Below are 12,443 nucleotides of genomic sequence, written 5' to 3' on the forward strand. Positions count from 1 at the left end.
GAGGTCATCGAAATGTCCCAGACCATCACCCCGGAGCTCGTGTCACTCGACACGGACCTCGGCACTGACAAGGCCGCGGTGATCCGTGCCCTCGCGGCACGTGTCGTCGCGCAGGGCCGCGCCACCGACGCCGACGCGCTCTTCGCCGACGCATGGGCGCGCGAGCAGAAGGATGAAACCGGGCTGCCCGGTGGCATCGCGATCCCGCACGCGAAGAGTGCCGCCGTCACGACCCCGTCGCTCGCGTTCGCCCGTCTGACGCCCGGCGTCGATTTCGGCGCTCCGGACGGCCCGGCCGACCTGGTGTTCCTCATCGCTGCGCCCGAAGGAGCCGCCGAGGCACACCTGGCCGTGCTCTCGAAACTCGCGCGAAGCCTCATGCAGTCCGACTTCACGCAGAGCCTTCGCGCTGCGCTCACCCCGACCGAGGTCGTGGGCATCGTGAACAACGCGATCGGCGAGGGCGATGCCTCCGCCGCCCCCGCACCGGCTGGTTCGACGGCGCCGGCCGCAGCCGCACCAGCCGCGGCAGCCGCCGCCGCCGCGGGCTCTGAGCTCTCGGTCGACGGTCATCCGGCGCGCATCGTGGCGGTCACCGCGTGCGCCACCGGAATCGCGCACACCTTCATGGCAGCAGATGCTCTGACGGCAGCGGGCCAGGACGCGGGAATCGATCTGATCGTCGAGCCGCAGGGTTCCAGCGGCTACCAGGCACTGCCGCAGTCGGTGATCGACAACGCGGACGCCGTCATCTTCGCCGTCGATGTCGACGTGCGCGAACAGCAGCGATTCGCCGGCAAGCCCGTCATCCGGTCGGGTGTCAAGCGCGGCATCGAGCAGCCGAAGCAGATGATCGCCGAGGCCGTCGCCGCTGCGAAGAACCCGAACGCCGCGCGCGTGTCAGGTGACGCCGGCGCCGCCGGCGCGACCACGGCCGCTCCCGTGTCGTTCGGTGCACGCATCCAGCGCATCCTGCTCACGGGCGTCAGCTACATGATCCCGTTCGTCGCCGGCGGCGGCCTGCTGATCGCGATCGGATTCCTCCTCGGCGGATACCTCGTGACGCAGGATGCCGCGACCGTCATCGTGAACAACTCGCTGTGGGATCTGCCTACCGAGAACATCACGTCGGACTTCGGACCGCTGGGTCAGTACCTCGGCTCGGTGTTCTTCATGATCGGTGCCACCTCCATGGGCTTCCTGGTCTCAGCCCTGGCCGGGTACATCGCGTTCGCGATCGCCGACCGACCGGGTATCGCTCCTGGCTTCGTGGCGGGTGCGGTCGCGGTGCTGATGCAGGCCGGCTTCATCGGCGGCATCATCGGCGGTCTGCTCGCCGGTGTCGTGGCCTGGTGGATCGGCCGCCTCAACGCTCCGCGCTGGCTGCGTGGCCTCATGCCGGTCGTCATCATCCCGCTCGTGGCGTCGATCGTCGCATCGGGTCTGATGATCCTGTTCCTCGGTCGTCCGATCGCGACGCTCATGCTGTGGCTCACCGACTGGCTGACCAGCCTCACGGAGTCGGGCGGCGCGGCCATCGGTCTGGGCGTCATCCTCGGTCTGATGATGTGCTTCGACCTCGGTGGTCCGATCAACAAGGTGGCGTACTCGTTCGCCGTCGCCGGGCTCGCTGCCGGGTCGGCCGACAACCCCGCGCCGCTGCTGATCATGGGTGCCGTCATGTGCGCCGGCATGGTTCCACCGCTCGCGATGGCTCTCGCCTCGACGGTCCTCGCCCGCCCGCTCTTCACCGCGGTCGAACGTGAGAACGGCAAGGCGGCCTGGCTGCTGGGTGCGTCCTTCATCTCGGAGGGTGCGATCCCGTTCGCCGCCGCCGACCCGCTGCGCGTCATCCCGTCGACGATGGTCGGTGGTGCGGTCACCGGCGCCCTGTGCATGATCTTCCAGGTGCAGTCGTATGCGCCGCACGGGGGCATCTTCGTCCTGTTCGCCATCAACCCGATCTGGGGCTTCCTCATCGCCCTCATCGCCGGCACGGTCGTCTCGGCTCTGCTGGTCGTCATGGCGAAGCGCTTCATCGCGCCGAAGGAGCTGAAGGCGGCCGAGACGTCGTCGACGTCCGTCGCGCCGGTGGCCGTCACCGCCTGATCGCTGGTGCAGGCACCGCGCATGCGGAATGCTGAAGAATAGTTCCACACACTCACGAAGGAGTACTCATGGCAGAGCGCACGGCTACCATCGCAAGCAGCTCGGGGTTGCATGCCCGTCCGGCGAAGCTGTTCGTCACAGCGGTACAGGAGAAGAAGATCCCCGTGACGATCGCGGCCGAGGGTGGTCCCGACCTCAACGCCGGCAGCATCCTGTCGTTGATGGGACTCGGCGCGGCGAAGGGCACCGTCGTCACTCTGAAGGCGGAGGGCGAAGGCGCCGATCAGGCGCTCGATGAGCTCGTCACCCTCCTCGAGACGGATCTCGACGCCGAGTAATCGCGCACGACACGACAGCGGATGCCGCGGACCCCAGGGTCCGCGGCATCCGCTGTCTCATCGTGCGGAGAACGCCGCGCCTTCCTCAGTCGGTGGGAGGTCGACGCAGGCGCTTGACGTCGGTGCGCTGCTGCTTCGCCTGCAAGCGACGCTCCTTCGCGCCGCGGCTGGGCTTCGTCGCACGACGGTTCGGCGAGGGCGGCCGGAGAGCATCTTCGACCACGGCGACGAGCCTCGCGCGCGCCGCATCCCGGTTGCGGAGCTGCGCGCGGTGCTCGGATGCCGCGATCGTGAGCACTCCTCTCACAAGACGACCTTCCAGCCTGTCCAGAAGTCGCTCACGCTGGATCGGCGACAGAACCGTCGAACCCGACGCGTCCCACAGCAGCTCCACGCGCGAATCCGCCGTATTCACGCCCTGCCCACCCGGACCGGACGACCGCGAGAACCGCCACGTGAGCTCGGACTCGGGGATGGTGATCCCCACGGCGGTCCGGAGCCCGGGGCGGTGAGGAGTGGCCATGCACCCATCTTCGCCTCCGCGCGGCGGCGAGAACAGCGCGAGGGCCGGCTCCGCTGACGAACACGGATGCTGCGATCCCCGCGGATCGCCGCATCCGTCCGTACAGTCGCGTCTCTACAGATCGGTCACATCGTTGGGGTCCAGCGGGAGGAACTCGCCGCCGCCCTGCTCGGTGGCCCACTTCAGCCGCGCACGGTGCATGTCACGTCCGATCACCGACAGAGTCATGTCGTGCGTGCCGAATGCCCGCTTCGGTGCCACGGCGAGCACGAAGTCCATCGCTTCGCCGATCTTCAGCCACGGCGCCCCGATGGGCGCGGCGAGAAGCTGCACTTTGGCGCCCTTGGGAACCGTGTAGGAGTCTCCCGGGTAGTAGAACTCATGGTTGATGAGGACCCCCACGTTGTCGACGACGGGCATGGACTCGTGGATGACCGCGTGCTTCCCGCCGAAGAACTCCAGCGTGAACGGGTCGAGATCGACGGTGTCGCCGGGGTTCACAACGATGACGTCGTACCCCGCGGCCGCGTCGGCGAATCCCTGCGGACCGTAGATGGGCGTCCCCGGCACGGCCTTCAGGATGCGGTCGAGATGCTCTGCCGTCCAGTGGTCGGGGTGTTCGTGTGTGATGACGATGCCGATGGTGTTGCCGATGTCGACCAGCGGAAGGGTGAAGGCTCCCGGATCGATGATCAGTGCCTTGCCGGCTTGCTCGATCGTGAGCGCGGCGTGTTCGTGCTTGGTTACTCGCATGACCCGAGTCAACCCGTCGGCGGATGCCGCGGCAAGCGCCACGCCCATCCTCGTCTCGATTTGTCGACTCCGGGCGCGCCGTGGCATAATCGTAGGGTTGTGCTGATCGGCCCCATCGTATAGAGGCCTAGTACGCCGCCCTCTCACGGCGGTAACGCGGGTTCGAATCCCGCTGGGGTCACCATCGAGAAATGCCCGTCCACCGGACGGGCATTTCCTGTTCCGGCGCGTCGAGTGGCTGAGATCTCGATCGCGGTGGACGAGGTTGCAGCGCTCACCGCAGACGTTTGCGCAGATACACCAGCTCCACCTCGGGCAGCACGATCCGTCCGGTCTCGACGTAGCCTTCTCGGCGATACAGGCGCAGATTCGGCTCGCTGAGAGAACCGGTGAACAGCTCGGCCTCCAAGGCATCCGATCGTGCCTCGACCGCCGCGAGAAGGGCTGTTCCGATACCTCGCCCCTGCATATCGGGGGCGACCGCGAGCCGGCTGATCAGCAGCAGATCGCCATCGGTTCTGGCGCGCACGGATCCGACGATCCTGTTCCTGATCAGCGCCACCAGACCACCACTGGCAGCGAGCTCGCTCTCGAGGTCGCCCAGCGACTGCGTCAGCGCCGGGATGTCCACCGTTCGGTAGAGCTCCGCTTCCTGCACGAACGCGGCGCGCTGCAGAGTGAAGATCTCGCCCGCGTCTCCCGCCGCGATGGGGCGGATGAGGAGGTCGCCCTGCACGCCGTCAGGCTTTCGGCCGTCGGATCAACCACACGATCACCGAGACGAAGATACCCACCGCCATGCCCATGCCGACCCCGAAGCCCACCCCGATCGACGGCACGAGGATACCCAGCAGGACACCGACCAGCAGTCCCGCGACCACCCCGCCGACCACATATCGAGCCATGCCGGCGTCGGAGTTCTTCTGAGTACTCATGGACACACCGTAGCGGTGCGCTCGACGCACGCGTCGGTCGGCTCACCGGGGCCGTCCCCGATGTCGGAGACCCGTGTGATCATCGCAGCATGAGCCGCTTCGCCATCGACGCACCGACCGCGCTGAGACTTCTCGAAGACGGTCGCCAGGTCGCTGCAGATCATTCGCTCGTAGCCCCGTCGCTTCTGCGATCGCACGTGCTGTCTCTGCTGTACCGCGCATCGCGAGCGGGTCAGCAGGAGGAGTCCGAGACACGGAAGGCCCTGGAGGGTCTGGCGGAACTCAAGATCCGTCTCCTGGGTGATCGCGTGTCACGGGCCACCGCCTTTCGACTCGCCGCAGATCTCGGCTGGGACGACACGCCCCTCGCGGAATACCTCGCCGTCGCCTCGCTCCAAGCCGATGCGCTGGTGACCGATGACCCCTCACTCCGCGAGGGAGCACGGGGCCTCGTGCCACTGGCCGACTTCGGTGATCTTTTCGCATGACGCCGGTGGCGGCGCCCGTAGCGCGCCGCCCCCTCGCACGCAAGCCTCAGCGGCGCCGGGACTCTCCTCGTAACGTGGGACCGTGACGGCGGAACGCGAGCAACCGGGCGAAGACCTCAGGTCGTACGCACCCATCGGCGACGGTCGAACCGTCGCCCTGATCGGACTGCGTGGACAGGTCGATTGGATGCCGGTGCCCGACCTGGACTCGCTCCCGATCTTCGCTCGCCTCCTGGACGACGCGGATGGGGGATTCATCGAGCTCGAACCCACGGTCGCCTACACCGTCCGGCGGCGGTACCGGGCGAATACGAACGTGCTCGTGACCACGTTCACCACCGAGACCGGTACGGCGAAGGTGACCGACGCGATGGTGACCGGGGTCGCGGGGCGTCTGCCCTGGGCCGAGCTCGCCAGAAGGGTCGAAGGAATCGAAGGCACCGTTCCGTTCGCGTGGCAGGTGCAGCCCGGCACCGGCCTGCAGACCGCCTCGCCGTGGCTCGACGACACCGAGCGCGGCGTCATCATCCGTTGCGGGCGCACAGCGCTCGCCGTCGTCGGATCGGAGCACGGGCCCGACAAGCCCGACTCACGCGGAACCCGTCTGAGCGGCGCGTTCACGACATCGAAAGGGTCGCGGCACATGCTCGTGGTGGCGGCGACCCACGGCGAGCCACTCCATCTGCCGGAAGCCTCCAACGTCGACCGGGGCATCGATCGCACGATCGCAGGCTGGCGGGCGTGGTCCCGGGAGTTCGACTACGAGGGGCCGTGGGCGCCCGACGTGCGACGCAGCGCGCTGGCGCTGAAGCTTCTCATCTTCAGCCCGAGCGGTGCCATCGCGGCCGCGGCGACGACATCCCTGCCGGAGTCTCCGGGTGGCCGCAAGAACTGGGACTATCGGTACGCGTGGGTGCGCGACCTCGCCTACACGGCCCACGCCCTCGTGTGGTTCGGACTGCGCGAGGAGACCCACGCCGCCATCTCCTGGATGCTGCGCACGATCCGCGAGAACGGTCCCGATCTCAAGGTGTTCTACACGCTGGACGGACGCGTCGACCGTGAGACGCAGGAATACGAAGTCCCCGGGTGGCGAGGAGTCGGCCCGGTCGTGACCGGCAATCCTGCGCACGGTCAGCTGCAGCTCGGTGTCTTCGGCGACCTGTTCGCGATCTGTCGGACATACGTCGACGCCGGGAACATCCTCGACATCGACACCGGCCAGATGCTGTCGACCGTGGCGGACCGCGTCTGCGATCTGTGGCGCCGTCGCGACTCCGGCATGTGGGAGCTGCCCGACGAGCAGCATTACACGTCCTCGAAGATGGGATGCTGGCAGGCTCTGAACGATGCGATCATGCTGCATGAGGCCGGGCAGATTCCGGGCGGCATCGATCGGTGGCGGGTGGAACGCGACCGCATCAAGGACTGGGTCGATGCGGAGTGCTGGTCGGACGACCTCGGTGCGTACGTCATGTATCCGGGCACCGACAGGCTCGACGCATCCGTTCTGCTGCATGCGCCGAGCGGCTTCGACCGTGGAGAGCGCATGAGCGCCACGATCGACGCGATCGCGGAAGATCTCGGTGCCGGCCCGCTGCTGTACCGCTACACGGGGGCAGCCCGCGAAGAGCACACCTTCGTGGCGTGCGCGTTCTGGCGAGCGACCGCGCTGGCCTGCGTCGGCCGCCGGGTCGAGTCGATCGCCCTGATGGACGCTCTCGTCGATCTGGGCAACGACGTCGGAATCTACGCGGAGATGATCGCGGCGGACGACAACGCATTCTGGGGGAATCTGCCGCAGGCACTCAGTCATCTCGCGCTCATCAACACCGCCCTCACGCTCCGTCAGCTGGCCGAACCGGAAGAGATCGACGGACACTGAGCTCCGGTGCGGGCGGACGGCCATAACCCGCGATCGCGGCGGTGGCAAGCCCCCGCCGAGTGCGACGGATCGACGTACGTTTGCCCGACGACGTATCGACAGGGAGATCCACGATGGCGTACAAGACGCACCATTCGGTAGTGGTGATCGGTGGGGGCAACGGGGGAGTCTCGATTGCGGCGCGCCTCCGACGCGAGGGTGTCGAGGACATCGCGATCATCGAGCCGCGCTCGCAGCACTACTACAAGCCGTTGTTCTCGCACGTGGGCGGAGGCACCGCGCGGCGCAGCACAACGGTGCGGTCGCAGGCCTCGGTCACACCGAAGGGCGTCGACTGGGTCCGCGACGCCGTCGTGTCGATCCACCCCGGTGAGAACGCCGTGGTCCTCGGCAAGGGCACGCGCCACACGTACGATCACGTCGTCGTCTGCCCCGGCATCCAGCAGAACTGGGAGGCCGTGCCCGGTCTCGTCGACGCCCTCGCCACTGACGCCGTGGCATCCCACTACGACTTCGATCTCGTGCCGAAGACGTCGCAGCTCCTGCACGACCTCACGCACGGCACGGTCGTCTTCGTCCAGCCTCCGGGACCGTCCTCGTGCGCGGGCGCCGCGCAGAAGCCCATGTACCAGGCGTGCGACTACTGGCGGGCCACGGGCGTGCTGGCGGACATCCGGGTCGTGATGGTCGTGCCCGACCCCTCGATCTTCGGACTCGACCACATCGATCGTGAGCTCGAGCGAGTGATCGCGGAGTACGGGATCGAGGTGCGCACATCCACCGCGCTGCGTGAAGTCGACGGCGGATCGCGTGTGATCACGCTCGGTGCCGTCGACGGCACAGGGGAGAGCGAGCAGCTGCGTTACGACGTGCTCAACGTGGTCCCGCCGCAGTCCGCACCGGACTGGCTGAAGGGGTCCGACCTCGCCGCGGCCGACGACGACGGCGGGTTCGTGGAGGTCGACACGCGCACGCTGAGACACCCTCGATACCCGAACGTGTGGGCGATCGGCGATGCCGCGGCCACCACCAACTCCAAGTCGGGTGGCGCCCTGCGGGACCAGGCGTTCGCCCTGGCGAAGAACCTCACGTCGGTGATGCGAGGCGGCCGTCCCACGGAGCTGTACGACGGCTACTCGGTGTGTCCGTTCACCGTCTCGCGGTCCACGGTCGTGTTCGCGGAGTTCGACGACCAGGGCAATGCCGAACCGACGATCCCGTTCTGGAAGTCCATGTACCGGGAGAATCGCGTCTCGTGGATCTTCGACAGGCACATCCTGCCGTGGGTGTATTGGAATCTGATTCTGAAGGGTCGCGCGTGAGGAGACCCGGACGGGCGCGCGTCATGATGAGCGCATGACGACTCGACTGCTGGTCATCTCGGACACGCACATCCCCGGCCGCGCGAAACGGCTGCCCGACGCCGTCGAGCGTGCCGCCGGCGAGGCCGACCTCGTGATCCACGCCGGAGACTGGGTCGCGGCATCCGTCATCGACGCCCTCGAAGCGCACGCACCCTTACTGGGCGTTCACGGCAACAACGACGGACCCGACGTGCGCGCGCGACTGCCCGAGGTCGCGCGGCGGACTCTCGAAGGAGTGCGCTTCGCCGTCGTGCACGAGACCGGCGATGCGAAACGTCGTGAGGTCAGAATGGATGCCGCGTTCCCTCAGGTCGATGTGCTGGTGTTCGGTCACAGCCACATCCCCTGGGACAGCACGACTCCGCGCGGCCTTCGGCTGTTGAATCCGGGGTCGCCGACGGACCGTCGACGTCAGCCCGCCCACACCATGATGACGGTCGTGGTCGACGACGGCGCGCTGGTCGACGTGCGGCTGCACGAGCTCTGAGCTCTACGCGGCTCGATCGAGCCGCACCGAGGCGAGGGCGCATCCGGCAAGCACAGCGCCGAGTCCTCCGACGGCCATGTCACCGATCGTGTCGGTGTAGGTCACGAAGATCTGATCGCTGATGAACGTGAACCCGAACCACTCGACCATCTCCCAGAGTGCGCTGATGGCCAGACCGATCGCCGGGACGATCACCCAGGGCACGCGTCTGCGGAAGCCGCTCTCCTGCGGCGAGGGAACCACCCCCCATCGACTCAGGAGAAGGTAGAGCATGGCTGACAGCACACCGGTGGCGGTGAAATGGACGATGAGATCCCAGCCGGCGAGCGAGGTGTACAGATCGAGGACGTTGCTCCACGCCGCCACGAGCACGGTGATGCCGAAGAAGATGTCGAACCACGGTCGGACGCCGACGAACCGGGGGACCAGCAGCGCGGGGAGCGCGAAGGCGAGGATTCCGGCATCGGTTGCGGTCCAGCCCACCGCCGCCACGATGATGCCGACGACGCCGAGCACGCGCACCGCGTCGGCGATGTACTCGGCGGCGCCGCGAGGGCGGCGGAGGAAGTTCTCGATCACGCCGGTGTGCCATCCGGTGCCAAGAGCACGACGGCCTGAACGGGGAGATGGTCCGACGGCCACCCGCCGCGGTACCTCCGCGCGTTGATGGCGATGCGGTCCACGACCAGTCCGGTCGACACAGCGATGAAATCGATGCGTCGAGTGCCCACTCTCGGACGTCGATAGGCGGCATACGTCTCCCACTCGGGAGTGAGGCGATCGGCTGCCGTGTCCCATGCGTCTCGCATCACACCGCCGTCCCACAGCGCGCGCACCTCTGACGACGCTGCCGGCGCGTTGAGATCGCCCATCGCGATGACAGGGGTCGATGCCGCGGACACCATACCCCGGAGCTGCTCTGCCGCACGAAGCCGAGACGCGCGCGAGAAGGGATCCCAGTGGGTGTTCAGCGCGGTGAACGTCGCGCCCGATGACCGATCTCGCAGGACCGCGCGCACGATCACGCGGGGGACGGGATTGCCCCACGTGCGCGATCCGGCGACGTCGGGGTGATCCGACAAGGCCTGTTGCGCCCAGTCGAGCAGCTCGAAGCGCTGATGGTCGTAGTAGAGCGGACACCCCTCGCCCGAGCGCTGGGCGCTCCGGCCGTACCCGACCGACCGGAAACCCGAGCCGAGGACGTCCTGCAGGAAGGCCGCCTGGTCGGGCATCGCCTCCTGTACGCCGAGCACGCCGGGTCGCTCGGCATGCAGGAGAGCCTGTACACGCGGGGCACGAGCGGACCACCGATCGGCAGCAGGCCACGACAGCCGACCCATGCGTCGGCGGACGTTGAAGGTCATCACGTGCAGTGCCGGGGGCCCGACGTGCCCGACGAGATCATCTCCGGTCACCGCGCGACCGCCCGGAACGTCCGCGGGCCGATGGTTCGCCGCAGAATGAGCTTCGCCCAGCGCACCGGAGGGAAGTCCTGCGGCCAGTGCACCACGACGGTGCGGAAGCCGTTCGCGACCCGGCGAGCGAAGGCCCGCCGATCGGCGAAGGGGCGCATGGACATGCCGACGGCGGCCCGTGGCAGCAGGCGGATCCGGTACCACTCTCCGAGGTGATACGAGAGGTCCAGATCATCGTGCAGCTCTGTATCGCGGCGATGCACCCGGGAGCGGATGCTGCGCCATGCGGTGCGACGGAAACCCATGTTGGAACCGAACAGGGGGAGGTGGCCGAGCGCGGGGAACATCGCGGCGGCGTATGCACCGAGGTAGACCGCGGCAAGAGGCGCCCGCAGGAGCCGCGGACCATCGACGAAGCGGGCGCCGCCGGTGAACGCGGCCACGTGAGGGTTCCGTTGGAACGCCTCGACCATGACCGCCACCCATGTCGTGCTGGGCAGGCAGTCCGCGTCGAGCCGCAGCACGATGTCGCCGTGCGCGAGGTCGTACCCCTGGGCGCTGGCGGCGGAGATCCCGGGGGTGACGCACTGGACGACGGTGGCGCCCGCCTCGCCGGCGACGCGGGCGGAAGCATCCGAGGAACCGTTGTCGACGATGAGGATCTCGTCCGCACGACGAGTCTGCAGCGCGAGCGCGCGCAGGCAGCGGCGCAGCTGGCGGGCGTCGTCCTTCACCGGAATGACAACGGTCACGGTCGGATGCGGGAGTCCGGGTGCACTGATCATCGCATCGCACCGTCCACCCCCTCACGCTAGCCGCGCCGGTGTCCGCTCACGCGCCGGTTGACATCGAACGGCGAGCCGGATAGCCGACCGCGTGAGGTGTGCATCCGACCGGGGATCACTCCGCTTCGGGAACTGTCGCGATCATGCGGCCGTCGGCGATACGCGCCCGTGCCCGATCATGGTTCCGGGTGATCGGGACCGCTTCCGTGGCGGCCGGCAGGCCCATGGGCTTGGTGGAGACGAAGATGCTCTCCGCACGCTCCACCACGAACGTCTCGTGCCAGATGCCCACCGCCCCGGGTGCCTTGCGCGCGGTCTTGTTGAAGCGTGCCCACGCCGGGCGATGCTCCTGGGAAGGATTGGACGCGTATGCGTAGAGCTTCTCCGCCGACGACCAGTACTGCACGACGTACGGACCGCCGGATCCGAGCAGCAGCGTGTAACCGAGAAACCCCGACCCGGGGTCTGCGCTCAACTCGCGGAGCATTTTCGGCATGGCTGCGAAAACCGGCAGCCAGAGGTCCGGCCGCCACGGTTTGTTGATCTGCATGCCGATGTGGAACACCACCAACTCGCCCTCGTAGCGGTGGGTCATTCTCCCTGCGACGACTCTGCTCATGTCCGGCTCCTGTGGATAGCAATGCTATCCAGTCTGGATAGCGTTACTATCGATTGTCAAGGGGGCGCGATGAGAATGTCTGAGCTCGCAGAGTCGACGGGGGTGTCCGTCGCCTCCATCAAGTACTACCTGCGCGAAGGACTGCTCCCCGAGGGCGCCCGACGCTCAGCGACCCAGGCGGAGTACGACGACGCGCACGTGCGCCGGCTGCGCGTCATCCGTGCGCTCATCGATGCGGGCGTCAGCGTCGCCGAGACGAAACGCGTGATCGCCACCCTCGATGATCCGCCCGCGCGCGGGCACGACCTCCTGGGCGCGGCTCACGCCGCCGTCACACCGCTCGTGGGCGACGGCATCGATGTGAGCGCCGCAGAGAAGCTCGTGACGAGGATCGGCTGGCAGCCGGGCATGTGCGACCCTCGCGTGCTCGGCTCGGTGGCCGCCGCACTGCAGGGTCTCGAGCGCGCCGGTTTCACGCCCCCGGGAGAGGTCATGACGGTGTACCTCGAATCGATACAGCGGATCGCCCGTGCTGAGATCGAGGGTGTCCCGACCGAGTCTCCGGAGGCCGCCGTCAACTACGTCGTCCTCGGCTCCGTCCTCGTCGAGCCTCTGCTGCTGGCACTGCGTCGAGTCGCCGAGCAGATCGCCTCGGCCGAGAGGTTCGGCGACGGCCGACCGACGACGCGGACGGACGGCGACGTCAGCGACCGCTGACCGCGGAGGAAGACAGCGGGCCGCC

The 12,443-nt window shown here is 67.9% G+C and carries 15 protein-coding genes and 1 tRNA gene; 8 read left to right on the forward strand and 8 right to left on the reverse strand.

Annotated features, from left to right (window positions below; translation table 11 throughout):
• Nucleotides 1-12: 12 nt before the first annotated feature.
• Together ACFM35_RS04645 and ACFM35_RS04650 are read left to right on the forward strand one after the other, a co-directional pair.
• Nucleotides 13-2,109: a PTS fructose transporter subunit IIABC gene (locus ACFM35_RS04645; protein WP_378838985.1), complete on the forward strand. Its 2,097-nt coding sequence runs from the start codon at nucleotides 13-15 to the stop codon at nucleotides 2,107-2,109.
• 68 nt (nucleotides 2,110-2,177) lie between these two features.
• Nucleotides 2,178-2,447, forward strand: coding sequence for an HPr family phosphocarrier protein (locus ACFM35_RS04650; RefSeq protein WP_378838987.1), 270 nt, complete (start codon nucleotides 2,178-2,180; stop codon nucleotides 2,445-2,447).
• Nucleotides 2,448-2,532: 85 nt separating this feature from the next.
• Here ACFM35_RS04650 and arfB read toward each other — a convergent pair whose 3' ends face one another.
• Together arfB and ACFM35_RS04660 are read right to left on the reverse strand one after the other, a co-directional pair.
• Nucleotides 2,533-2,970, reverse strand: coding sequence for an alternative ribosome rescue aminoacyl-tRNA hydrolase ArfB (gene arfB / locus ACFM35_RS04655; protein WP_378838989.1), 438 nt, complete (start codon nucleotides 2,968-2,970; stop codon nucleotides 2,533-2,535).
• Nucleotides 2,971-3,084: 114 nt separating this feature from the next.
• The gene (locus ACFM35_RS04660) at nucleotides 3,085-3,723 is read right to left on the reverse strand and encodes an MBL fold metallo-hydrolase (protein WP_378838991.1); all 639 of its coding nucleotides are present in this window, start codon (nucleotides 3,721-3,723) and stop codon (nucleotides 3,085-3,087) included.
• 108 nt (nucleotides 3,724-3,831) lie between these two features.
• Here ACFM35_RS04660 and ACFM35_RS04665 point away from each other — a divergent pair.
• A tRNA-Glu gene (locus ACFM35_RS04665) sits at nucleotides 3,832-3,907 on the forward strand.
• A gap of 90 nt (nucleotides 3,908-3,997) precedes the next feature.
• Here the strand turns inward: ACFM35_RS04665 and ACFM35_RS04670 are convergent.
• Both ACFM35_RS04670 and ACFM35_RS04675 read right to left on the reverse strand, forming a co-directional pair.
• On the reverse strand, nucleotides 3,998-4,459 hold the full coding sequence (locus tag ACFM35_RS04670) for a GNAT family N-acetyltransferase (protein ID WP_378838994.1): 462 nt from the start codon (nucleotides 4,457-4,459) through the stop codon (nucleotides 3,998-4,000).
• A gap of 4 nt (nucleotides 4,460-4,463) precedes the next feature.
• Nucleotides 4,464-4,658, reverse strand: coding sequence for a hypothetical protein (locus ACFM35_RS04675; protein ID WP_378838996.1), 195 nt, complete (start codon nucleotides 4,656-4,658; stop codon nucleotides 4,464-4,466).
• An 89-nt stretch (nucleotides 4,659-4,747) separates the two neighbouring features.
• Here ACFM35_RS04675 and ACFM35_RS04680 point away from each other — a divergent pair, with 89 nt between their 5' ends.
• The 4 genes from ACFM35_RS04680 (at nucleotide 4,748) to ACFM35_RS04695 (ending at nucleotide 8,882) form a co-directional block, all read left to right on the forward strand.
• The gene (locus ACFM35_RS04680; RefSeq protein ID WP_378838999.1) at nucleotides 4,748-5,146 is read left to right on the forward strand and encodes a hypothetical protein; all 399 of its coding nucleotides are present in this window, start codon (nucleotides 4,748-4,750) and stop codon (nucleotides 5,144-5,146) included.
• 82 nt (nucleotides 5,147-5,228) lie between these two features.
• Nucleotides 5,229-7,031: a glycoside hydrolase family 15 protein gene (locus ACFM35_RS04685; protein WP_378839002.1), complete on the forward strand. Its 1,803-nt coding sequence runs from the start codon at nucleotides 5,229-5,231 to the stop codon at nucleotides 7,029-7,031.
• Between the two features lie 113 nt (nucleotides 7,032-7,144).
• Entirely contained in the window at nucleotides 7,145-8,353 is a 1,209-nt protein-coding gene (locus ACFM35_RS04690) for an NAD(P)/FAD-dependent oxidoreductase (protein ID WP_378839004.1), read from the forward strand.
• 34 nt (nucleotides 8,354-8,387) lie between these two features.
• Nucleotides 8,388-8,882: a metallophosphoesterase family protein gene (locus ACFM35_RS04695; protein WP_378839006.1), complete on the forward strand. Its 495-nt coding sequence runs from the start codon at nucleotides 8,388-8,390 to the stop codon at nucleotides 8,880-8,882.
• Nucleotides 8,883-8,885: 3 nt separating this feature from the next.
• Here the strand turns inward: ACFM35_RS04695 and ACFM35_RS04700 are convergent, their stop codons facing one another.
• From ACFM35_RS04700 to ACFM35_RS04715, 4 genes are all read right to left on the reverse strand, one after another.
• Entirely contained in the window at nucleotides 8,886-9,461 is a 576-nt protein-coding gene (locus ACFM35_RS04700) for a DUF2238 domain-containing protein (RefSeq protein WP_378839009.1), read from the reverse strand.
• Nucleotides 9,458-10,297 (reverse strand): endonuclease/exonuclease/phosphatase family protein, encoded by an 840-nt coding sequence (locus ACFM35_RS04705; RefSeq protein WP_378839012.1) that lies wholly within the window; start codon nucleotides 10,295-10,297, stop codon nucleotides 9,458-9,460. Before ACFM35_RS04705 ends, ACFM35_RS04700 begins: the two co-directional genes overlap by 4 nt.
• Nucleotides 10,294-11,049: a glycosyltransferase family A protein gene (locus tag ACFM35_RS04710; RefSeq protein WP_378839014.1), complete on the reverse strand. Its 756-nt coding sequence runs from the start codon at nucleotides 11,047-11,049 to the stop codon at nucleotides 10,294-10,296. Before ACFM35_RS04710 ends, ACFM35_RS04705 begins: the two co-directional genes overlap by 4 nt.
• Nucleotides 11,050-11,197: 148 nt before the next feature.
• The gene (locus ACFM35_RS04715; protein WP_378839016.1) at nucleotides 11,198-11,701 is read right to left on the reverse strand and encodes a DUF4188 domain-containing protein; all 504 of its coding nucleotides are present in this window, start codon (nucleotides 11,699-11,701) and stop codon (nucleotides 11,198-11,200) included.
• Between the two features lie 75 nt (nucleotides 11,702-11,776).
• Here ACFM35_RS04715 and ACFM35_RS04720 point away from each other — a divergent pair, with 75 nt between their 5' ends.
• A complete protein-coding gene (locus tag ACFM35_RS04720) occupies nucleotides 11,777-12,418 on the forward strand; it encodes a MerR family transcriptional regulator (protein WP_378839019.1) in 642 nt (213 codons plus the stop codon).
• Nucleotides 12,419-12,443 lie beyond the last annotated feature (25 nt).

The sequence above is a fragment of the Microbacterium songi genome, assembly GCF_042747925.1.
Classification (GTDB): Bacteria; Actinomycetota; Actinomycetes; order Actinomycetales; family Microbacteriaceae; genus Microbacterium.